Raw genomic sequence first — 21,679 nt, 5'->3', positions numbered from 1 at the left:
ACTTGTATCACTGTTCAAGCCCAAGAATCTATTACTCGCTTCGTTCTCTCTTATACAGGCCCCTCATACTTCAAAGTTTTCATGATTTATTCAATAACTTTTCATTACTCACTAGCCAAAAACATACACAAAAGATATAACACCTGCGCGAGACAATAAGATCTCATTAGCTGTAAACCCAGGAACGACAAATGAAAACAATTCAACGCAGTGTGCTAGCTCTCTCCCTACTTGGCTTGATAGCGGGGTGTCAGTTGACCGCCAGTGAGCCACTTCAACCTACGGCGAATCAAGACATCATCGAATCAGCCAAAAATGAACTGGATGGTATTGAAGAGCTAGAAGTCAGTGACGAGGGTGTTATTACCTTTACTCAGCGTCTAAGAACGCCAGGAACCTACTGGATTCCAGCGAGAATTAAAGAACTCAGCTACGATATATCATGCGTACAGCTTAGTTACTTCATTGATAGAGGCATGGTTGTGAAGTCTGCCTTTCTAGGAGCTCGAGGACGTGTTGAATATTACGACATGGAACGCTGTATGAAAGACACACCATTTCAGTAATACAGGCATAAAAAAAGCTCCACCAAAGTGGAGCTTTTCGTATTCGTTCTTAGCAACTATGGGCGAGCTACAAAACCTACTGCTTCGTATGCTTTCTTAAGCGTTTCAGCCGCTCGTGCCGAGGCTTTCTCAGCGCCTTGCTGCATTACCTCGTCCATGTAAGCACGATCAGCGCGAATACGGTGATATTCTGCTTGAATTGGCTCAAGCATTGCTACAACTGCCTCACCAACATCTTTCTTAAATGGGCCATACATTTCTACGCCTTGGTACTTCGCTTCAATCTCTTCGAAGCTCATGCCTGTCGCCGCAGAGTACAGACCCATTAGGTTAGCAATGCCCGCCTTGTTCTCGATATCATGACGGATACTTGGTGGCGTTTCGGTATCGGTTTGCGCTTTGTTGATCTTCTTAAGGATCGACTTAGGCTCTTCCAGCAGCGTGATAACGTTCTTACGGTTGTCATCAGATTTAGACATCTTCTTCGTTGCGTCTTGAAGGCTCATTACACGCGCATTTACTGTCGGAATGTAAGGCTCTGGAACTTGGAAGATTGGCTGCTCTGGCGAGTAAATATTGTTGAAACGCGTTGCGATATCGCGCGCTAATTCTAGATGTTGCTTCTGGTCACTGCCTACAGGTACTTGGTGTGCACCGTAAAGCAAAATGTCAGCCGCCATCAACACCGGGTAGTCAAATAGACCGACGTTTACGTCATTCGCGTAACGTGCCGATTTGTCTTTAAACTGAGTCATACGGCTCAGCTCACCCATTTGAGTGTAGCAGTTAAGAAGCCAACCTAATTGAGCATGCTCTGGTACATGTGACTGAACAAATAGCGTGCTCTTCTTCGGGTCAACACCAACTGCCAGACAAATTGCCAGTGCGTCTAGAGTTGCTTCATGCAGCGCTTTAGGGTCCTGACGAACCGTAATCGCGTGAAGGTCTACCACACAATATTGGCAATCATAATCGTCTTGCATCTGCTGCCATTGACGTAGAGCACCCAAGTAGTTACCGATACTTAGTTCACCTGAAGGTTGAACACCACTCAATACAATGGGTTTGCTCATTAGAATGATTCCTTTGACTTCTTAATCTAATTAAATGAAAAAAACCGTGCAGTAATAGGTGCACGGTTTACTCAGTGTACTCATTAACGAGTATTTTGGAAGCTCTTTTGTAGCCGTTATGCAGAAACCGCTACAACGTCCAATAATTCTGCCAAACTGTCAGCGACGAAATCTGGATTTGATGCTGAAATAGGTTCACCGTGGTTGTAACCATATGTCAGACCAAATGAGGCACAGCCTGCATTCTTTGCTGCGAGAATGTCGTTTTTCGAGTCGCCAACCATCAGCATTTCACTTGGTTGGATTTGGTGCTTTTCCATTAGCCAGTTCAATGCTACTGGGTTTGGTTTTTTCTCTGGGAATGCATCACCGCCAAGGACATCAACGAAGTATTTTGCGATGTCGTGCTTTTCCAAAACGTCAGGCACAAACTTTGAAGGTTTGTTAGTCACCAACGCCATAACAAAGCCCGCTTTGTGCAGCTCTGCTAGTGTCTCTTTTACCGTTGGGTAAAGATGACTTAGCTTGTGACCGCTTTGCTCGTAGTAATCATCAAACAATACACGCGCTTTAGCACGAAGCTCTTCACTCAGCTCCGGGTTGATGGTCAGGCTTTGGCTTAATGAGCGACCAATAAGCACGTCTGCGCCGTTACCCACGTAATCACGAACTTGTTCTTCTGAAACCGATGGAAAGCCAAGCGCCTGTACTGCTTGGTCTGCCGCGACAGCTAGATCTGGCACGCTATCAAGCAAAGTGCCATCTAGATCGAAGGCGATGAATTTAATGTCTTGTTGAGTCATAACTTCCCTGAGGATTTTTATTTATAAATCGGTGAAAACGACAAAGGATGGCACCCCATCCTTTGTTTTTATCATTATGTCTGATTCGACAGTAACTGTTTGTTTCGTCGTCACTTTGCAGCAATACGCTGACGAACTGCCTCAAACAAACAGATGCCGGATGCCACAGATACGTTCAAGCTTGAAACGCTACCAGCCATTGGGATCTTAATCAAATCGTCGCAGGTTTCACGAGTAAGACGACGCATACCGTCACCTTCTGCTCCCATTACGATAGCAAGGGGTCCAGTCAGTTTGGCTTGGTAGATGTCGTGCGTTGCTTCACCCGCAGTACCAACAAACCAGATGCCTTTCTCTTGCAATGTACGCATAGTACGAGCCAAGTTAGTCACTCGGATCAATGGTACGACTTCAGCTGCACCACAAGCGACTTTACTTACCGTCGCATTCATTGGCGCAGAACGATCTTTCGGTACGATGATCGCCGCAGCACCTGCCGCATCTGCGTTACGTAAACACGCACCAAGATTGTGTGGATCGGTCACGCCGTCTAACACTAAGAGCAGTGGTGATTCGTGCTGCGCCAGGATGTCATCAATATCGTTCTCATTCAGCTGCTTCGCTGGTTTCACACGAGCGATGATGCCTTGGTGATTTGCACCGCGTGCTTTGTCATCCAAGGTTTTACGTGTCATCTGCTGAATAGAAACACCACAAACCTGAAGATCATTTAGGATTGGCATTAGGCGATCATCTTGACGACCTTTTAAAACGTACGCCTCGATAAAACGCTCTGGTTCGCGCTCCAATACCGCCTTCACTGCGTGAATGCCGTAGATAAATTCGTTACTCATTGTTTAACCTGTTGTTCTGGTCGTATTGCCTGCGCCAACCGAGTTTGAACTAAGTTGGCGCTTCAACCTACTGCGCTTCTTTTTTAGTGCGCTTGGTTTTCTTCGGCTTACTGTGCGGCTTCTTTTTACGTGCTTTTTTCACTTTAGGCTTCTCGTTGCCTTCGGCGTCACCACGTTTTGGGCCATTTCGCTTACTCGTTGCGCCCGTTTCTTCTGGGCGTTTAGTTGGCTCTATCGCAGGAATTGCACGAGCCGCGCCACCTTCTTTCGATGAAGAGCGAGTCGCAGCGCGTTTTTTATCTTTCGCTTTGCGTTTTGCTTCCGCTGCGCGTTTCTTCGCAGTCTTACCTTCGCCGCGTAGCTTACGACTTGTTTCGACCAATTCAAAGTCAATTTGCTTGTCATCGAGGTTAACAGCCAGTACTTTTACTTTTACTGCATCACCTAAGCGGTAGATGTTACCGAAACTTTCACCAATAAGTCGTTGACCAATCGGGTCAAATTGATAGTAGTCGTTCGCAAGGGTAGAAATATGTACCAAACCATCGATGTGCAAATCCGTTAAACGTACAAAGAAGCCAAAGCTAGTGACATTAGCGATAACACCGTCTAGTTCGTCACCGACGTGGTCTTGCATATATTCACACTTCAGCCAATCCGCAACATCACGTGTTGCATCATCAGCACGGCGCTCTGTCATCGAACATTGTTCGCCGTAAAAATCCATGTCGTCAAACGAGTAATGATAGCCACCTGTTGGTGTCCAGCGATCTTGATTACGACCTTCTTCTTTAGCAATCAGATACTTGATTGCACGGTGAAGTAACAAGTCAGGGTAACGACGAATTGGCGACGTAAAGTGCGCATAGCGTTTCAATGCCAACCCAAAGTGCCCCGCGTTATCTGCGTTGTATACCGCTTGCTTCATTGAGCGTAGCAGCATGGTCTGAATCAACTCTTGATCTTGACGCCCGGAGATTTGACGTGCGAGATCAGCATAGTCCGTTGGTGAAGGCTCTAAACCACCTTTTAGCTCAAGACCAAGTTCACTTAAGAAGTCACGGAAACCTTGCAGGCGTAATTCACCTGGAGATTCGTGGATACGATAAAGCGCGGGCTCTTTCGCTTTTTCTACCAGCGATGCCGAAGCAATGTTGGCTAAAATCATACATTCTTCGATGATCTTATGCGCGTCATTACGAATTACTGGCTCAATGCTTTCGATTTTACGTTCCGCATTGAAAATAAATTTGGTTTCAACGGTTTCAAATTCGATTGCACCGCGTTGATCTCGTGCTTCTTTCAGCACTTTGTACATCTTGTGCAACTCTTCTAGATGAGAAACAAGCGGCTGGTAGCGCTCACGTAGTTCTTCATCCCCTTCTAGAATCGCGCTCACTTTGCTATATGTGAGACGAGCGTGCGAGTTCATCACCGCCTCGTAATGCTTGTAACCAGACAGCTTACCTGTATCGGAAATGGTCATTTCGCACACCATACACAAGCGATCTACTTGCGGGTTAAGCGAACATAGACCGTTCGACAGTACTTCTGGCAACATCGGCACAACTTGCGACGGGAAATATACTGAGTTACCACGATTGATCGCTTCTTTGTCCAACGCAGAGTCAGGACGAACGTAGTAACTGACGTCAGCAATCGCTACCCATAAACGCCAACCACCTTCTTTGTTCTTTTCACAGTAAACGGCATCATCAAAGTCTCGTGCGTCTTCGCCGTCAATGGTCACTAGTGGCAAATCACGTAGATCCACACGACCAACTTTCGCTTCTTCTGGTACTTCTTCGCCTAAGTTTTCGATTTGTTTATCGACGGCTTCTGGCCATTCGTGAGGGATTTGGTGTGTACGAATCGCAATTTGTGTTTCCATACCTGGTGCCATATTTTCACCAAGGACTTCAACCACTTTACCCATCATGCCGCGTGAGCGTGAGCCACGATCAGTAATTTCAATTACGACTACGTTACCCATGCGTGCACCCGCTTTGTGCTCATTTGGGATCAGGATATCTTGGCTGATACGCGAGTCATCTGGGACAACATAGGAGTATCCATATTCAAGGAAGAAACGACCGACGATTTGATCATTACGCTCCTCTAGCACACGCACCAAACGTCCTTCACGGCGGCCGCGCTTGCTGTTGTCTGTCGGTTGCACTAAGACAAAATCACCGTGGATGATGTTCTTCATCTGATGGTGCGGTAACAGAATATCATCATCCTTGCCGACGCTGCCTTCTGGACGTACCCAACCATGGCCATCACGATGACCAATCACGTAACCTTTCACCATTTCAAGTTTTTCAGGCAATGCATAGCACTGACGGCGGGTAAACACCAGTTGGCCATCTCGCTCCATCGCACGTAGCCGACGACGCAACCCTTCGTATTGCTCTTCGCCCTCAAGCTTTAGTGCCTCAAACAAGTCGTTACGATTCATTGGAACGCCCGCTTGCTCTAGAAACTCGATGATAAACTCTCGGCTTGGAATTGGATTTTCGTAATTTTTGGATTCACGATCTGCAAAAGGATCGTTTGGAATATTGTCTGACATAGGCACGCCTATCTAGCAAGGAAGGTATATGGCTAGTATATCTGAGTCTCTCGATAAGCTACAGAATTGCTTTGAAAAAAGAATGATCGAGATCGACTCTAGGCATGCAAATGAGTTAAGGACGAGCCAGCAAGATCAAAAGTTCAGAACTGTCACTGAGCAAGGATTCAATCGTGCAGTTATCCAACTCCGCCAGAAAGGCACTTTTTGCTTTCGCCAATTTATCTTTGAGGCGGCAAGCAGGGGTAATATGGCAAAAATCCACACCACAGTTGACTAAATCTAACGGCTCTAAATCGCGCACAACACCACCGACTGTGATTTCAGACGCTGGCTTCATCAGCCGGATACCACCGTTTTTTCCGCGCACGGTATGGACATAACCCAACTGTCCTAACCGATTGATAACTTTAACCATATGGTTGCGCGACACACCAAATAAATCCGTCACTTCGGTAATGCTGGTTAACTCATCTTCCGGCAACGAAGCCAAGAAAATTAAGGTTCTCAACGCATAATCAGTGAAACTAGTTAACTGCATACTCTCTCCCAAAGTGCGACTCAATAACCCGCTGGTGATGCTAAAACCCCAAACTTGAGCTATCGATAAAAGTGTAAATCTTTTCTTGATCGAAAGATACATTTGAGATACAACTTTAAACATGCATTATAAATACAACTTAAAGTAGGAAGCCCTTATGCTCAGCAATCAAACTATCGAGATCGTCAAAGCGACCGCACCACTCATCGCCGAAACAGGACCAAAACTGACCGCGCACTTTTACGAGCGTATGTTTACTCATAACCCTGAGTTGAAAGATATTTTTAACATGAGTAACCAGCGTAACGGCGATCAGCGTGAAGCATTATTCAACGCTATCTGTGCCTATGCTGCCAATATTGAAAATTTGCCAGCTCTGCTTGGCGCAGTAGAGAAAATTGCGCATAAGCACACGAGCTTTTTGATCACAGAAGATCAGTACCAAATCGTTGGTAAGCATTTACTTGCGACAATCGATGAGCTTTTTAATCCAGGTCAAGAGGTGTTGGATGCTTGGGCTGAGGCTTACGGCGTACTTGCGAATGTATTTATTCAGCGCGAAGAACAAATTTACCAACAAAATGAAGCTTTGGAAGGCGGCTGGCGCGGTCTACGCGAATTTGAATTAGTCGATAAAAAGATTGAGAGCGAACACATTTGCAGCTTTGTGCTAAAGCCAACCGATGGTCAAAAAGTGGCGCCGTATAAACCGGGACAATACCTTGGCATCTACATCAACAGTGACCAGTTAGAAAACCAAGAAATTCGCCAATATAGCCTGTCTTCTGCGGTCCAAGAGAACACCTACCGTATCTCAGTAAAACGTGAAGAAGGCGGAAAAGTGTCGAACTACCTGCACGATAGCCTGAACATTGGCGAAAAAGTGCAGCTTGCAGCCCCTGCCGGTGATTTCTTTATGGATGCCGAACCACAAACACAAACACCCGTTGTTCTAATTTCTGCTGGTGTGGGACTTACTCCAACGCTGTCAATGCTAGAAAGTCTCTCAGCACATCAAGCACCTGTAACTTGGGTTCATGCAACCGAAAATGGCCAACAGCATGCTTTCAAGCAACACGTAAACCAACTCGTTGCAGAAAAAGAAAATATGAACGCGCTCGTTTGGTATAACCAACCAACGGCAGAAGACAAGCTAGGTGAAGACTTCCACTTCACGGGCTTTGTCAATCTGTATGAAATTGAAGCTGCATTAAAGCAAGATAACGTGCAGGTGTACTTCTGTGGTCCTGTAGGATTTATGCAGCACGTAGCGAAACAGCTATTAGAACTTGGCGTACCAGAAGAGCAATTCCATTACGAATGCTTCGGTCCACACAAAGTGGTTTAAGCGCTACCAACTATCGGGAAAACAACAAAGCCCACGTGACGTGGGCTTTGTTGTATGAAGTTGTTTGCAATATTGAAGCGTTACCAAAAGGTGTCTCGCCGTTTAGCTCGAGCAATAACGTTTTGTGGCATGCGCTGTTCAAGGCCGTTTCTCAATACAGTTATGCGCTTATGCTGCCGCTTATCTGCTGTGACAGAGTTATATAACCAACGATACGCATCTTCGTAATCGAGTGGACTGCCATAATCACGTAAAAGCAACTCGGCCAGATGAATACGCGCGTTTAGGTTTCCCATTGACGCAGCTTCTCGCAAATATGGAATTGCACGTTCTTTATCTTGCTGTACTAAAGTGCCACGCGAATAGTATCGGCCAATCTGCTCTAGTGCAGCTGGTAACCCCTGATGCGCTGCATTTTCGATGTAGTAAAGACCCAGTTCGACATCTTGCTCGACACACACCCCCCAAGCCAACATATCTCCGTACAGAAATTCATAAGCGGGTAAGTTAATTCGAGTCGCACGAGCTACGATATCCTCCACCAGCTGGCAGTTATCAGCGCGCACACGTTGTAAGTGCTTATTTTGCTCAATAAGCTTTATCAGCTCTGCTTCGGTATAGATCGGAACTGGTGCCCCCACATCAGCAACATTGGCTTTCACTGTGGTAGCAACCAAGGTCAACAACAGTGAAGCAGCCACTGTTCGTAACTTCATAAACGTACCCTTAAGGTATCTAAGAAACCAAAGATCGGTGAAGGATCTCCTCTGCTTGATAACCTTATCGGCAAAAAACAGCTAAGCTTTAGACAATTTTTGCCTCTGATTTAGGCTCAGCGGCAAAAGCTTGCCATATGAGAGTCACGCTGTTTTTGTTCAGATACAAAAAAGCCGACCATAAGGTCGGCTTTTGCAATCTTTAACGGCTATCAATTAAGCTTCGAATGGGTGAACTTTGATGATAGTTTCGTTACGGTCAGGACCTGTAGAGATGATGTCTACTGGAACGCCAGTTAGCTCTTCAATACGCTTGATGTAGTCAAGAGCGGCTTGTGGTAGAGCATCTAGTGACTTAGCACCAAATGTGTTCTCAGACCAACCAGGCATTGTTTCGTAGATTGGCGTTGCTTTTTCGAATGCTTCAGCAGCCATCGGAGAAACTTCTAGCACAGAGCCATCTTCCATCTTGTAACCAGTACAGATTTTTAGCTCTTCTAGACCATCTAGTACGTCTAGTTTAGTTAGACAGAAACCAGATACAGAGTTGATTTGGATTGCACGACGCATAGCAACAGCATCGAACCAACCTGTACGACGTAGACGACCAGTTGTCGCACCGAACTCGTGGCCAACTTCACCTAAGTGCTTACCAATTGGATCTTGCTTATCTAAACCGTCGTATAGTTCAGTCGGGAATGGACCAGCACCAACGCGAGTACAGTACGCTTTTGCGATACCCAAGATGTAACCGATGTGACGAGGACCAAAACCAGAACCTGCAGCAACACCACCAGCAGTCGTGTTAGAAGACGTTACGTACGGGTAAGTACCGTGGTCGATATCAAGTAGTGTACCTTGTGCACCTTCGAACATGATCTTGTCGCCGCGCTTACGTGCTGCGTCTAGTTCGTCAGTTACGTCGATAACCATTGACGTTAGTAGTTCAGCGTAGCCTTTAGCTTGCTCAAGTACTTCTTCGTAGCTTACTGGCTCCGCTTTGTAGAAGTTAACTAGTTGGAAGTTATGGAACTCCATGACTTCTTTTAGCTTCTCTGCGAAAGTCGCCATATCGAATAGGTCGCCAACGCGTAGACCGCGACGAGCAACTTTATCTTCGTATGCTGGACCGATACCACGACCAGTAGTACCGATAGCTTTTTTACCGCGAGCGATTTCGCGAGCTTGGTCCATTGCAACGTGGTAAGGAAGAATTAGCGGACATGCTTCAGAAATGAAAAGACGCTCGCGTACTGGAATACCGCGCTCTTCAAGAGGCTTCATTTCTTTAAGTAGAGCTTCAGGTGATAGTACAACACCGTTACCGATAACACATTTTACGTTATCGCGAAGGATACCTGATGGAATTAAGTGAAGAACGGTTTTTTCACCGTCAATTACGAGAGTGTGGCCTGCGTTGTGACCGCCTTGGTAGCGTACCACGTATTTTGCATCTTCAGTTAAAAGGTCTACGATTTTACCTTTACCTTCGTCACCCCATTGGGTGCCTAGAACGACTACGTTATTTCCCATCTTTCCAAGTCTGATTGCTAGTTAAAAATGGATTCTAGCACCGAATCACGCTTCTTGCAGTCATTTTTTGTTCACAGAGTTGCTACCAGAATGTCATCTTGCCGCTTTGTTCATTTTGAAATCAGCATATCACTGATAGTATTTAGCTTTCTCTATTCGACTGGAAAGCGCTATGTCTGAATCCATATGGTTGGCGATTGGGCTCGTCTTGATCGTGGAAGGCATTGGGCCACTGATTGCTCCTAACGGTTGGCGGAATATGGTGGCTCAATTAAGTGAACAACCCAACAATCAGCTACGACGCATCGGTGGCTGCCTAGTAGTTGCTGGAGCCGTCATCGCCATCATGATGAGCTAGCACTTAGCATCAGATACAAAAAAAGGCTCCCTAAGGAGCCTTTTATTTCAATGAGACGCGGAGATTATTTCTCCATGCTGCCCTTCGACTGGTTCATGTATTGGAAGAACTCACTCTTCGGATCAAGCACCAGAATATCGCTCTTAGAGCTGAAGGACTTCTCATACGCACGTAGCGAACGTAGGAAGCTAAAGAACTCAGGGTCTTTGTTGTATGCTTCAGCATAAATCTTCGCAGCTTCAGCATCCGCCTCACCTCGTGTCACACGCGCAGTTTTATCAGCTTCAGCTAGAATAGTTGCTACTTCTAGTTCTGCTTGAGCACGAATAACTTCCGCTTTTTCACGACCTTGAGAACGGTGCTTACGAGCAACGGACTCACGCTCCGCACGCATACGACGGTAGATAGACTCACTGATTTCATCAGGCAGGTTGATTTTCTTCATTCGGAAATCAACGACACGAACACCCAAGTCTTTCATTGCGCTTTCACGCGTGTCTTTCAATACTTCAGACATGATTAGGTCGCGTTCACCATCAATCTCAAGCGCCTCACGAGCCGCTTCAGTTGCGACAACATCGGCACTTGCGTCTTCTGGTAGCACATCATCGTTACGTGGACCAGATACGATCTGTTTGATTTCACGAGCACCGATTTCAGAACGAAGCACGTCCGTCACTTTACGCTCAAGTAGTGCCTCTGCCGTTAGCGAGTTACCACCGCCAGTCGCGAGGTAGTAGCGACCAAAATCTTCAATACGCCACTTCACGTAGGTATCAATGATAACGTCTTTTTTCTCAGACGTTACGAAACGGTCTGCACGGCCATCCATTGTTTGGATACGTGCATCAAGTTGTTTCACACGGTCAAACAAAGGCATCTTGAAATGCAGACCAGGCTCGTAAATTCGAGTGATGTCGTTGTTGTCTTTCAAGACACGACCAAATCGAACCACGATACCGCGCTCACCTTCAGGAATCACAAACAAAGACATCAACATTAATGCCAGTGCGATTACCAGTACAGGGATCATTAACTTACGCATTCTTAGTATCTCCCTTGACGTGAACCTGTTGAACGAGACTGCGAGTTCGAAGTGTCTTCTTGTGTACGATCAGACTCAAGTTGAATTTGATCATAGGTTGAAGATGACTTCGATTTACGTTTGGTATCTGCTTTGCCCTCTTGTCCCGCCAACTTATCAATTGGAAGGTAAAGAAGATTGCCGCTTGATTCCGAGTCAATCAACACTTTCGAAGTGCTTGAGTACACCTCTTCCATTGCGTCAATGTACAGACGATCACGCGTTACACCAGGCGCTGCTTGGTATTCTGGTAGTAGTTTTTCGAACTGTGCTACCTGACCAAGAGCCTCGTTAGTGACACGCTCATTGTAACCTTGTGCTTCTTTCTTCAAACGCTCTGCACGACCCGTTGCCTTAGGCAAGATTTCGTTCTTGTATGCTTCAGCTTCACGAATGAAACGCTCTTCATCCTCACGTGCTGCGATTGCATCATCAAACGCATCTTTCACTTGCTCTGGTGGACGAGCAGACTGGAAGTTCACATCAACAAGTACCAGACCCATATCATAGCTATCAATGATTTGGTTCAGTGTTTCTTGCGTAGTTTGACGAATTTGCTGACGACCACTGGTTAGAATGCTATCCATCAATGAGTCACCAATTACTGCACGTAGTGCAGAATCCGTTGCTTGACGCAAGCTGTCGTCTGCATTGGTTACACGGTACAAGTATTTGTATGGGTCAGTCACTCGGTACTGAACATCCATCGCAACTGTTACAACGTTTTCATCTTTGGTCAGCATTAGACCAGATGCACGTAGTGAACGAATCGCTTGTACGTTTACCGCTTCGTACTCATCAATAAAGCGAGGACGCCAGTTAAGACCTGGGTCTACGATACGATCGTATTTACCTAAACGCAGTACAACACCACGCTCTGCTTCACCGATGGTGTAAAAACCAGCGAAGAACCAAACTGCAACAGCAATCAGAGCAATCACGCCAAAGCCAATTGCACTACCACCACCGCCGCCGATTGGAGAACCACCGCCGCCTTTTTTACCAAACTTGCCGCCCAGCTTTTGACTCAGTTTGTTGAACACTTCATCTAAATCTGGCGGACCTTGATCTCGGCCACCAGGACGCTGGCCACCACGATTATTATTACCCCAAGGGTCATTATCGCGGCCATTGTTGCCGTTGTTATTTCCAGGCTCATTCCACGCCATTAGAAAGCTCCATCATTTGATATGACGTTATACTGTAGCAGTCCTTTAAGTGACTATAAAGCCTGTCAAAACTGCCCCTTCTCTTTTTTCAAGTCTAGACCAATCTACTTGCTGCATTCGAATATCGATCAACAAGTTACCATCCTGGTCATATTCCTCACGTTGAATACACTTCATTTGGAAGAAGGTACTACGGAATCGTCCTTGATACTGTGGAGGAATTCGCAACTGATGCTCGACCATTTGTGACGCCAGACGTTCCGTCAGAGCCTCAAACAGGACATCAATGCCCAACCCATCCATTGCTGAAACCCAAACTGCGCGAGGTACGCCTTCCTCGTCTCGTTCTATACGTGGTTTCTGCGAATCTAGATTGTCGATTTTGTTCATGACAACCAGAGTCGGCACTTCATGCGCGTCGATCTCTTCTAGTACTTCATGAACAGCTTGAATATTCTCACGAAAACGCTCATCACTGGCATCAACAACATGTAACAAAATGTCAGCTTCTTGCGTTTCCTGCAAGGTTGCCTTGAAGGCCGCAACCAAGTCGTGTGGCAAATGTCGAATAAAACCAACCGTGTCTGCCAAGATGGCAGGACCAACATCTGCTAACTCTATCTTACGTAAAGTCGGGTCCAAAGTAGCAAATAATTGATCAGCCGCGTACACGCCAGCTTCTGTAATACGGTTGAAGAGTGTCGACTTACCCGCGTTGGTGTAACCCACAAGTGAAACCGTTGGGATTTCAGCTCGATTTCGGGCGCGGCGCCCTTGTTCACGCTGCTTCGCTACTTTGTCTAAGCGTCGCAGGATGGCTTTGATTCTGTCACGCAATAAGCGACGGTCGGTTTCCAGCTGGGTTTCACCCGGGCCACGTAAACCGATACCACCTTTCTGCCTTTCAAGGTGCGTCCAACCACGAATCAAACGAGTAGAGATATGACGAAGTTGAGCCAGCTCTACCTGTAGCTTACCTTCGTGTGTTCGAGCTCGTTGAGCAAAGATATCGAGAATAAGACCAGTGCGGTCGAGAACTCGACATTGGCACAGTGCTTCGAGGTTACGTTCTTGGGCAGGAGAGAGGGCGTGATTAAAAATCACAATTTCGGCACCCGTTGATTGTACCGCTGTAGCAATCTCTTGGGCCTTACCCTCTCCGACATAGTATTTCGGGTGTGGGGATTGACGACTACCAGTTACCACTTGTAGCGCCTCTACCCCAGCAGAAGAAACCAGCATTTCGAACTCAGCCAGATCTTCCCATTCACCTTCTTGCGTGAAGTTGATATGAACAAGTACGGCTCGCTCACCGGATTCATAACGGTCAAACAAGCAATCAACTCCTTATTTTAAAAATACTCGATGAAGAATTAATCTTCTGATTTCTCTTGTGGACGCTCACCTTGTGGACGTTCACCGCTGTGATGGCTCACTGGACGAGCCGGCACAACTGTTGAGATCGCGTGCTTGTACACCATTTGGTTAACAGTATTCTTCAGCAGGATCACAAATTGATCGAATGATTCGATCTGACCTTGTAGTTTAATACCATTCACAAGGTAGATAGATACCGGGATACGCTCACGACGTAGCGCGTTTAGAAATGGGTCTTGTAGAGATTGCCCCTTAGCCATTTTTATTTTCCTTATTTAATTTGTAGTTGTAATTATTTAGCTAGTGGTGCAATGCAAAAGATACGGCTTTTGCATCTGAGCTAAACGAATCAAAAATGCACTCTAAGTAATTAGCAGCATAGTATAAAAACCGCCAACAACAGATCCTTTGAGAGTGCGTTCACGCAAAAACGATCACATTATACACAGCTATGTCAATCAGATGCTATTGCTTCCGACATCGTTTCTAATGCCTGTTCAATGTTCTCGCTATCCAACCAAGTTAAATCATCCCAGCTGCGTAACCAGGTGATTTGACGCTTGGCCAATTGACGAGTCGCGCATACGCCACGAAATACCGCTTCGTCACGTGTACACTCCCCATCTAAATACTCCCACATCTGTCGGTAACCGACGCATCGTATGGAAGGAAGATCGGGGTGAAGATCTTTTCGCGAATGTAACGCTTTCATTTCTTCTTCAAAGCCCGCTTCCATCATCTTCTCGAAACGGAGTTCAATCCGACGGTGAAGTTCTGCCCTATCCTTGGGAGCTATTGCAAACTGCTTGACTCGGTATGGTAGGCTTTCACCTTTCGTTTGAGTCAATTCAGTCAAAGTTTTACCTGAAATGCGAAATACTTCCAATGCCCGAGATAAACGTTGGGGATCATTGGGATGGATTCTCGCGGCTGACACAGGATCAACCTCTTTGAGTTCATCGTGCAACACTGACCAACCTTTAGTCAATGCCTCTTGTTCAATTTGCTGACGAATTTCAGGATTTGCAGCAGGAAGTGGTGATAAACCTTCAAGTAACGCCTTGTAATACAGCATTGTTCCACCCACAAGAAGTGGAATTTTTCCTTCTGCAACAATATCATCCATCGCTTTCAATGCATCTCGACGAAAGTCGGCAACAGAGTAAGATTCACTTGGATCCAAAATATCTATCAAGCGATGAGGCGCCAAACTTAACTCTTTTTCATCCGGTTTCGCCGTACCGATATCCATCCCTTTGTAGATCAAAGCAGAATCAACACTGATGATCTCAATCGGAAATTTTTGACGAAGACGAATCGCCAGCTCAGTTTTTCCTGATGCAGTTGGCCCCATTAAAAATAGCGCCAAAGGTAGTTTATCTGTCATGGTTTTAATTTGGCTATCGTGGCAGAGAAATCAACAGCGGATACGAATTTTGTATCTTCTAATGGCAATTGACCATGTCTTAGCTGTTCAAGTTCCGCAATAATTTGAATGGCTTCAGAAAAAGTATAGTGACTCTTCACTGTCGTGACCTGTAATGCGAGCCAATCTATCAACTCAGACAGCATCTGAGCCGCTGCTATACCTTCGTTCACACAAGATTGCGCGTAAGATAACAGATCTGGTACTAAATTTTGTAAGTTTTGTTGACGCAGCGGAGCTGGGACGCCCATCACCATTAAGGCGTGCTCGTTTCTCGCTTTCAATTGAATACCAAGCAATGCCAAATCTTGTTGATAATCTTGGGCCAGTCTCACTAATTCGGCCTCTAACTTAATAGATAGAGGAACAAGCAGAGGTTGTGCCTTGAGTGCACCATCGCTTGGAGAAAGCTGGCCTTTTACACGATAAAATTCTGCTCTAGGTAACGAGACTAACGCCGCCCCACTGTCACTGCTCATCAAAACAAATTGTTCATCGACCACCATCAGCGCTTTGCCTAATGCAGTAATCGATGGCATTGATGTGTGCGAAGTTATCGTTTGGGGCGCTATTGGAGTGACTGCCTGAGCCTCAAACTCTGGCGTTTTCAACAGCTCGTGATAAGCGCGTACTTCTTGTTTAGTTGGCGCTGGTTCTACGTGGCGCTCTTTACTGTGACTTGGCTTTGGTGCGGGTTTGGATTCCACCCAATCATTACGTTTGAATGACTCCACTACGCGCGCCTCTCGCACGGAGGTTTCACTAGGACCGCTATTACGAGGCTTCACTTCATAATCACTGCGTCCAGGATAAGCCGGTGTACTATCTATCGCTTGATAAACCCGCTCTGGTACTGGTGAAGATGCTGGCTCTTGTACTTTTTCAGGCTCTGGCGAATGCTCAATCTCTTCGGACTCAGTCGGTTCCACGCGATGAAATGCCGATTCATTCACCTGTGGTTTATCAATCACGGCGCTTTGTGAAAGTGCATCCGTCAAAGCTTGATAGATGAAATCATGCACCAAACGAGCTTGGTGGAAACGCACTTCATGCTTAGCAGGGTGAACATTCACATCTACTTGGTGCGGATCTAGCTCAATAAAGAGCACATACGCAGCAAACTGATCTGGCTTTAAGCTCATTTCATAGCTTTGACGAATCGCGTGATTGATTAATTTGTCACGCATCATTCGGCCATTCACATAGCAATATTGTAAATCGCTTTGCTGCCTTGCTCCCTCTGGTGTGGTAATCCACCCATGTAACTTTAACCCTTGATGCTCAAGCTCGATTCTGAGCATATGCCGCACAAACGCATTACCGCAGACAGCAGCAATACGCTTTTCGGTTTGAAGCTGATTTTTCGCCGCGCGATATTGACGGATGATCTTGCCGTTATGACGCACATTGATGGTGACATCAAAGCGGCTTAACGCAATGCGTTTCAATAACTCATCAATATGAGCAAATTCGGTTTTCTCCGTACGAAGAAACTTGCGACGCGCTGGAGTATTAAAAAATAAGTCCAACACCTCAACAGTCGTGCCAATCGGGTGCGCTGCTGGCTTAAGCTTCACCTGCATATCACGCCCTTCGGAGTAGGCACTCCAGGCTTCTTCTTGTGCCGCAGGACGCGACGTGAGCGTCAAACGCGAGACTGAGCTAATACTGGCTAACGCTTCACCGCGAAAACCTAGACTCATAATGGCTTCGAGATCATCTAAGGTATGTATCTTAGATGTCGCATGACGACTGAGCGCTAAGCCAAGTTCATCTTTCGCGATACCTTTTCCGTTATCACGAACACGAATCAGCTTTGCGCCTCCTTTCTCGATATCGATATCGATTCGAGTTGCGCCAGAATCAAGACTATTTTCAACCAGCTCTTTAATCACAGAAGCAGGTCTTTCGACCACTTCCCCTGCGGCGATTTGGTTTGCAAGTCTGGCTGGCAAAATTTTAATCGTCATAATGAGTTAGAAGCTCACCTACTTGTTTGGAATGATCAGGACTTGCCCAACCGCTAGCTGATCAGAGCGTAAGTTATTCGCTTTACGAATGCTCGATACGCTAACGCCGTATTTGGACGCTATTTTGCCAAGGAACTCACCCCGAGAAACCTTGTGCTTACGAATCGGTTTATCTTTTACCGCGACCGTTATCTTCAACTTTTGCCCTACCCACAAGGTATCTGACTTCAAGTTATTCTCTCGGCGGATATCTGAAACCTTCACTTTATAGTGATTCGCAATCTTACCTAAGAACTCACCAGACTTAACCTTGTGCGTAATGGTTTCTGTCTCAACAGTAATCGGTTTACTTGGCACTTTAATCGTACCAGCAGAAGGAATGTTGAGCTTCTGACCAATTGCCAAGCCTGTCGACTTCAAGTTGTTTGCCGACATCAGCGCTTTAGAGCTAAGCCCATATTTGTTCGCGATCACCGATAATGACTCGCCACGCTTTACAATATGTACCATTGGCTTCGCTGAAGGCGAGAACACCGTACCCTCTGGTGGGTTATCTTTTAAGTACTTGACGACCGCCTTAGTGATAGCCTGAGCTAACTTATCTTGGTGCGCTCGTTGAAACAGTAATCGCTCTTCTGTTGGGTTAGAAATAAAGCCCGTTTCCACTAGCACAGACGGAATCTGTGGAGAGCGTAAAACCGCAAGGCTGGTGTTGATCGGTTTGGTGTTATGCAGGTGCGCAACACGTCCCATCTCACCTAGGATTTCTGTTGCCAGCTTATAGCCTTCTTTTTGTGAATGACTAAACTGCAAGTCCAACAAAGTTTGGTTCACGTTACGATCTTTTGTCTTCGTGAAGAACGCATTACCCGAGCCGCCCAATAACTCAGACTGTTTCTCATGGTTCTCGACCCAACGAGCAATTTCGGTATTTGCACGACGAGTATTTAGTACGAAGACCGATCCACCGCGAGGCTTCGGTGAAGTAAACGCATCTGCGTGAATGGAAATCAGCAAGTGCGCATCATTTTCACGAGCAATCGCGACACGACGGTTTAAGTTTACAAAATAATCTCCCGTACGAGTCATGCGCGTTTTAATACCAGGAGTCGCATCGAGCTGAGCAGCAATTTTTCTTGAGATACTCAATACCGCATCTTTCTCGTACTTACGACGTGAAGGGCCAATAGAGCCAGGGTCTTCCCCACCGTGACCAGGGTCGATAACAATTAACACTTCTTGAGCTCGTTGAACTGAACTCATGTCTTTGCTGGCCGCCGCTGGCTTACTCGGTTTAGAGGTCGATGCCTTCTTACCGTGCGGTAAATCAATCACCAAGCGGTGACCATACTGCCCACCTGGTGTTGGGCTTAATTTAAATAATTCCGCTTGAACGCTCTTTTTTAGTTCAAACACCAAACGATAAGTGCCCTTCTCTGGAGGCGAGCTTTTTCGTACCAGTTTTAAAACAGGGCTATCCGTAACAGTAACAGGCAGTTTGGCCTGCATCGTCGTGCTTTTTAAATCCACGACAAGGCGATCCGGCCCTGATAAAGAGAAATAGGAATAGTCAGCTTCCGAGCCTAAATCGATGACAACACGTGTTTCATCAGGTGAAGGCCAAACTCGAAAACTCTTAACGACGTTAGCAAATGCTAAATTGGGGATGAGAAGGAGAAAAGTGGCGACAAACGTCGCCACTACTCTAAAATTTGAAAAACTCAACATAGCTCCAATCGACTGAGTAACTGCACACCATAATCATTATTAGCTGTTAGTTCGGCTACACGTTGCTCACCTTGGTAGCGAATGTTTACATCAAGATCCGGTTGTGGCAGTAAGCCATGCCCTTTTTCAGGCCATTCAACCAAGCAAATCGCATCGTCTGTGAAATAGTCTCGAATCCCCATAAACTCAAGCTCTTCAGGATCCGCAAGACGATAAAGGTCGAAGTGATATACTTGCCACTGATCCAACTGGTACGGTTCGACTAGAGTATAAGTTGGACTTTTCACGTTACCTTGATGACCAAGAGCACGGACAAAACCACGACTAAAGGTTGTTTTACCTGCACCCAAATCACCATGCAGATAAATTGTGGTTTGCTGGGAACAAAGCTGAGCCAAAGCGGTGCCTAGTGCAACCGTTTCATGCTCATCTTTTAAATTGAATTGTTTCGTGCTCATTGATGCTTCTCTAACTAATGATCGTTGACTATATAAAAATCAAAAGAACAGGAATAGTAAACCGTGTTGGTTTTGAGAGACAAGCTTTCAAATGTCATATGTGCGAAAAAAGTATCCAATAAACGGTATCTTAATCATCTTAGTATCGACCTAGATTTAGAATATATGCAAATGACTTCAATAAGCAGTATTCACAACATCAAAAACGTACCTAACTGGGTAGCACCAAAGCCAGAGATCCGTTAAGATCCGCCCCCCTTTATTCCGGTGGTTAACATGAACTACGAACAACTCGCACAACAAATCAAAGTTTGGGGAAAAGAACTCGGCTTCCAAAAAGTTGGGATCTGCGACGTTGATCTGAGTGAACATGAAGCAGCACTACAAAAATGGCTTGATGCAGGCTATCACGGCTCAATGGATTGGATGGCTCGTCACGGTATGATGCGTGCTAGACCCCATGAGCTACTCCCGGGAACCGTTCGCGTTATCAGCGTCCGGATGGACTATCTGCCACCAGAGGCTCAATTCGCTTCGAACCTCGCGAATAAAAGTCATGCCTATATTAGCCGCTACGCACTAGGGCGCGATTATCACAAGCTCGTCAGAAAGCAGCTAAATAAGCTCGGCAAACTTATTGAACAAGAGGTTGGTCAATATGGTTACCGACCTTTCGTTGATTCCGCACCAATATTAGAGCGACCTCTCGCCCAAAAAGCGGGCTTAGGTTGGACAGGGAAACATTCCCTGATTTTAGATCAAGACTGTGGATCGTGGTTCTTTTTAGGTGAACTACTTATCGACTTACCACTACCCGTAGATGAGCCAAGCGTTGATCAGTGCGGTAAATGCAAAGCATGCATTACATCATGCCCAACACAAGCCATCGTTGAAGACAAAGTTGTCGATGCCAGGCGTTGTATCTCTTATCTCACCATCGAGTTCGATGGCGTGATTCCTGAAGAGTTTCGAAAGCCAATGGGTAACCGCATTTATGGTTGTGACGACTGTCAATTGGTTTGCCCATGGAACCGCTACGCCGACATAACGGAGCAAGATGATTTCCACCGTCGTGACAGTTTCAAAAACCCTGACCTCGTCGACATGTTTAACTGGGATGAAGCGACTTTTCTAAAAAATATGGAAGGCTCCGCTATCCGTCGTATTGGTCATATACAGTGGCTACGTAACATCGCTGTCGCACTTGGTAATGCAGAATATAGTCAGCGAATCATAGATGCGCTGGAAAGTCGGCAAGGTGAAAATAAATTACTTGATGAGCACATTAAATGGGCTTTGACAGAGCAACTGAATCAACTCCCCACTGAGAGTAATTCATCTATAGAGACGAAAAAGCAACGCTTAATAAGGATAGTCGAGAAGGGACTGCCGAGAGACGCATAGAGCGTAGTCTATATGCAAGAGATTGAAAGTACTTTTGCATGTTCAATTCATGACCTTGTTCTCAATTTTGTAATGTGGAAAAAAATTTGAGATTCAAGAAAAACAAGCTAGCAGAAAAAAGTTAAACACAGCTCGGAGAAATGACTAGGATCAAAAAAATATCAGTTAATGATCGTATTTTAACGTACTCGATCCGACAAAAAACTTATTTTTTCTTTATATAACAAAGATTTAATTGATATTTCTTTGTTGTTTCCACTTCACTTTAGAGAAAAGATCTTTCTTCCCCATCATAAAAAGTCAAGCTAAAAACACTTTATCAACCAACTTATCCACAGAACGACGTATGTGGATAACTCTGTTAATTAAAGTAGATAAAACACGCGAAGCCTCATCATACTTGTACGTCAGCCGATTCATATCGTGTTTTAAACACAAACGAAATCGTCCGACATCATATGATGCGGATAAAAGTTTAGCTTTTGGGGATTCATGCTTCGCAGCATTATGAAAAGAGCGATGTGATTGGTTGCGAGAAGCAGGAGTTGAATCAAGCGGCGCATCCGTAGACGACTTAACAATTGTATACTAAATAAGTACTCAATCTATCGTCTTGTATTTGGTTGCGGGGGCCGGATTTGAACCGACGACCTTCGGGTTATGAGCCCGACGAGCTACCAAGCTGCTCCACCCCGC

The 21,679-nt window shown here is 45.7% G+C and carries 19 protein-coding genes; 4 read left to right on the top strand and 15 right to left on the bottom strand.

Translation table 11 applies throughout. The features are described from left to right. Positions 1-191 precede the first annotated feature (191 nt). Positions 192-566, top strand: coding sequence for a hypothetical protein (locus R7040_RS22290; protein ID WP_064354374.1), 375 nt, complete (start codon positions 192-194; stop codon positions 564-566). A gap of 56 nt (positions 567-622) precedes the next feature. On the opposite strand, the gene trpS is transcribed toward R7040_RS22290, so the two are convergent. The 5 genes from trpS to nsrR all read right to left on the bottom strand — a co-directional run bounded on the left by trpS (position 623) and on the right by nsrR (position 6,412). Beyond that, positions 623-1,639, bottom strand: a complete 1,017-nt coding sequence (gene trpS, locus R7040_RS22285; protein WP_005381398.1) for a tryptophan--tRNA ligase — start codon at positions 1,637-1,639, stop codon at positions 623-625. Between the two features lie 116 nt (positions 1,640-1,755). Then, positions 1,756-2,442, bottom strand: coding sequence for a phosphoglycolate phosphatase (locus R7040_RS22280; RefSeq protein ID WP_005382834.1), 687 nt, complete (start codon positions 2,440-2,442; stop codon positions 1,756-1,758). 110 nt (positions 2,443-2,552) lie between these two features. Further along, positions 2,553-3,296, bottom strand: coding sequence for a 23S rRNA (guanosine(2251)-2'-O)-methyltransferase RlmB (gene rlmB / locus R7040_RS22275; RefSeq protein ID WP_005381395.1), 744 nt, complete (start codon positions 3,294-3,296; stop codon positions 2,553-2,555). Between the two features lie 67 nt (positions 3,297-3,363). Next, positions 3,364-5,871 carry a ribonuclease R gene (rnr, locus tag R7040_RS22270; protein WP_064368822.1) on the bottom strand — a complete coding sequence of 836 codons (2,508 nt, stop codon included), beginning with the start codon at positions 5,869-5,871 and terminating at the stop codon, positions 3,364-3,366. A 115-nt stretch (positions 5,872-5,986) separates the two neighbouring features. After that, on the bottom strand, positions 5,987-6,412 hold the full coding sequence (gene nsrR / locus R7040_RS22265; protein ID WP_318081586.1) for a nitric oxide-sensing transcriptional repressor NsrR: 426 nt from the start codon (positions 6,410-6,412) through the stop codon (positions 5,987-5,989). A gap of 157 nt (positions 6,413-6,569) precedes the next feature. Between nsrR and hmpA the strand changes: the two genes are divergently transcribed. Continuing rightward, positions 6,570-7,760, top strand: coding sequence for an NO-inducible flavohemoprotein (gene hmpA, locus R7040_RS22260; RefSeq protein WP_318081587.1), 1,191 nt, complete (start codon positions 6,570-6,572; stop codon positions 7,758-7,760). A gap of 80 nt (positions 7,761-7,840) precedes the next feature. On the opposite strand, the gene motX is transcribed toward hmpA, so the two are convergent. Then, complete coding sequence (gene motX / locus R7040_RS22255) at positions 7,841-8,476, bottom strand: flagellar protein MotX (protein WP_005381388.1); 636 nt, start codon at positions 8,474-8,476, stop codon at positions 7,841-7,843. Positions 8,477-8,692: 216 nt separating this feature from the next. Continuing rightward, positions 8,693-10,009 (bottom strand): adenylosuccinate synthase, encoded by a 1,317-nt coding sequence (locus R7040_RS22250; RefSeq protein ID WP_005381385.1) that lies wholly within the window; start codon positions 10,007-10,009, stop codon positions 8,693-8,695. 172 nt (positions 10,010-10,181) lie between these two features. Between R7040_RS22250 and R7040_RS22245 the strand changes: the two genes are divergently transcribed. Further along, positions 10,182-10,367 (top strand): DUF2065 domain-containing protein, encoded by a 186-nt coding sequence (locus R7040_RS22245; RefSeq protein ID WP_005381383.1) that lies wholly within the window; start codon positions 10,182-10,184, stop codon positions 10,365-10,367. Positions 10,368-10,431: 64 nt separating this feature from the next. Here the strand turns inward: R7040_RS22245 and hflC are convergent, their stop codons facing one another. The 8 genes from hflC to tsaE form a co-directional block, all read right to left on the bottom strand. After that, positions 10,432-11,412: a protease modulator HflC gene (hflC, locus tag R7040_RS22240; RefSeq protein ID WP_005381382.1), complete on the bottom strand. Its 981-nt coding sequence runs from the start codon at positions 11,410-11,412 to the stop codon at positions 10,432-10,434. A 2-nt stretch (positions 11,413-11,414) separates the two neighbouring features. Then, positions 11,415-12,620, bottom strand: coding sequence for an FtsH protease activity modulator HflK (hflK, locus tag R7040_RS22235; protein WP_005381381.1), 1,206 nt, complete (start codon positions 12,618-12,620; stop codon positions 11,415-11,417). Between the two features lie 45 nt (positions 12,621-12,665). Continuing rightward, the gene (gene hflX, locus R7040_RS22230) at positions 12,666-13,955 is read right to left on the bottom strand and encodes a ribosome rescue GTPase HflX (RefSeq protein WP_005381380.1); all 1,290 of its coding nucleotides are present in this window, start codon (positions 13,953-13,955) and stop codon (positions 12,666-12,668) included. Positions 13,956-13,993: 38 nt separating this feature from the next. Beyond that, positions 13,994-14,257, bottom strand: a complete 264-nt coding sequence (gene hfq, locus R7040_RS22225) for an RNA chaperone Hfq (protein WP_005381379.1) — start codon at positions 14,255-14,257, stop codon at positions 13,994-13,996. A gap of 194 nt (positions 14,258-14,451) precedes the next feature. Further along, positions 14,452-15,384, bottom strand: a complete 933-nt coding sequence (miaA, locus tag R7040_RS22220; protein WP_005381378.1) for a tRNA (adenosine(37)-N6)-dimethylallyltransferase MiaA — start codon at positions 15,382-15,384, stop codon at positions 14,452-14,454. Next, complete coding sequence (mutL, locus tag R7040_RS22215) at positions 15,381-17,393, bottom strand: DNA mismatch repair endonuclease MutL (RefSeq protein ID WP_054575295.1); 2,013 nt, start codon at positions 17,391-17,393, stop codon at positions 15,381-15,383. The genes miaA and mutL overlap by 4 nt, the downstream gene beginning before the upstream one ends. An 18-nt stretch (positions 17,394-17,411) precedes the next feature. Further along, positions 17,412-19,121 (bottom strand): N-acetylmuramoyl-L-alanine amidase, encoded by a 1,710-nt coding sequence (locus R7040_RS22210; RefSeq protein WP_005381374.1) that lies wholly within the window; start codon positions 19,119-19,121, stop codon positions 17,412-17,414. Then, positions 19,115-19,579 (bottom strand): tRNA (adenosine(37)-N6)-threonylcarbamoyltransferase complex ATPase subunit type 1 TsaE, encoded by a 465-nt coding sequence (gene tsaE / locus R7040_RS22205; protein ID WP_005381372.1) that lies wholly within the window; start codon positions 19,577-19,579, stop codon positions 19,115-19,117. Before tsaE ends, R7040_RS22210 begins: the two co-directional genes overlap by 7 nt. 276 nt (positions 19,580-19,855) lie before the next feature. On the opposite strand from tsaE, the gene queG reads away from it, so the two are divergent. After that, entirely contained in the window at positions 19,856-20,983 is a 1,128-nt protein-coding gene (gene queG / locus R7040_RS22200; RefSeq protein WP_005381370.1) for a tRNA epoxyqueuosine(34) reductase QueG, read from the top strand. Positions 20,984-21,679: the final 696 nt, after the last annotated feature.

This window comes from Vibrio sp. 1069, assembly GCF_033340555.1.
This window is presented reverse-complemented; position numbering and strand designations above follow the sequence as displayed.